The 1,719-nt window shown below is 72.4% G+C and carries 1 protein-coding gene and 2 tRNA genes; all 3 read right to left on the reverse strand.

The window, feature by feature from the left end:
- Positions 1-567 precede the first annotated feature (567 nt).
- Positions 568-641 (reverse strand) — tRNA-Met (locus HWD93_RS18145).
- 32 nt (positions 642-673) lie between these two features.
- Positions 674-745 (reverse strand) — tRNA-Thr (locus tag HWD93_RS18150).
- Positions 746-836: 91 nt separating this feature from the next.
- A partial coding sequence (locus HWD93_RS18155; RefSeq protein ID WP_261647566.1) for a M23 family metallopeptidase occupies positions 837-1,719 on the reverse strand: 883 nt, incomplete at its 5' end.

The raw sequence follows: 1,719 nt of genomic DNA on the forward strand, positions 1-1,719 counted from the left end.
CAGGCGCGTCGCCGGGCGCCGCACAACGCGAATCGCGGCGAACCGCGTCTTCGCACGGTTCGGCGTGGCTTGCGTTGTGCGCAGGCACCCGGCGCTGCCGGCGCCCGGCTACGCCGCAGCCGCGGACGGGGTCGAACCACGCGAACGACACGGAACCAGGCCGTGGGGCCGGTTCGACGTCGGGAACGTGGTTCGACGCCGCGCGCGGACCGCGACGGCGAGCGGTCGCCCGCGCCGGCACGCGTGCCGCACAACGCAAGGCACGGCGAACCGCGCACTCCCGCGGTTCGGGGCGACTTGCGTTGTGCGCGGGCACGCGGCGCCGCGCGGCGGGCACGGCAGCGCCGCGGCGCTGCCCGGCCAAGAGCGGGCGCCGGGACGAACCACGGGAACGACACGGAACCAGGTCGCGGGCCCGGTTCGATGTCGGGAACGTGGTTCGACGCTGCGACGCTGCGCCGCCGCGACGCGCACCGACGCCGCCCCGCACGCGACACGCGCACGCGGACGCGCGCGGCACCGCCCGAGAACGACGAAAGCCCGGCGAACGGATCGCCGGGCTTGCGGTAGCGAGGGCGGGACTTGAACCCGCGACCCCACGATTATGAGTCGTGTGCTCTAACCAACTGAGCTACCCCGCCAAGGATCCGGCACGACTACCGCACCGGGTCGGAGCCCCGAGTCAGGATTGAACTGACGACCCCTTCCTTACCATGGAAGTGCTCTACCACTGAGCTATCGGGGCATGTGCCGCTCGGCGGCACCACACGAGGATAGCAGACCCGCGACGGTGGTCAGGAACCGGCCGTGACGCCCGGGCGTGCCGCGTGGAACCGCTAGTTCGCGTTGGCCTCGAGCCACGCCAGCGGGTCCACCGGGACGCCGTCGACGTGCACCTCGAGGTGCAGGTGCGGACCGGTCGAGTTGCCGGTGCTGCCGACCAGACCGAGCTCGTCGCCGACCTCGACCTGCTGGCCCTTGACGACCTTGAAGGAGTTGTCCTCCATGTGGCCGTAGACGCTGACGAACTGCTTGCCGTCGACGTCGTGCTCGACCCAGACGTCGTTGCCGAAGCCGCCGTCGTTCGCCTGCACCTTGAGCACGGTGCCGGCGGCGATGACCCGGATCGGCGTGCCCTCACCCGGAGCGAAGTCGACGCCCATGTGGTTCGTCGAGCAGAAGGAGCACCCCTCGACCTGGCGTCCGCCGAACCCGGAGGTGATCGGCACACCGGTCAGGAACGGCCACTGGATCGTGCCGTTCGGGTCGTTCGTGAAGCTCGAGGAGTCGACGTTCTTGTACTGCGTCGCCGAGGACACCGAGTACTGGTCGCGGTTCGTCTCGGCGTCGGTCGCACCGGCACCGACACTGAGGGACTGCGTGTCACCCGAGGCCGTCGCCCGCGCCGACGTCGAGCCGGGCTCGGGGGTGTACAGCGCCTGTGCGGGCAGCGAGGTCGACACGACGAGCCCCGCGACGAACAGCAGCGCGCCGACGGCCGTCACCCGCGAGGCCGCCCGACGGAACGACGCACCCTGCGACTCCCGCGCGGCACGCGGCGCGACCCCGGCGACCGGAGTCGCTGCCGCGGGAGCCGTGCGAGCGATGTGGCGCGTGGCCCGGTCGGCCTGCACCGGGGCGGTGGTGGCACGCCCGGTCCGACGGGACGCCGGCACCTGTCCGAGGACACGGCGCGCGGCCGGCGCGGACGGTGTGGGT

The sequence above is a fragment of the Curtobacterium sp. C2H10 genome, assembly GCF_025407985.1.
Taxonomy (GTDB): Bacteria; Actinomycetota; Actinomycetes; order Actinomycetales; family Microbacteriaceae; genus Curtobacterium.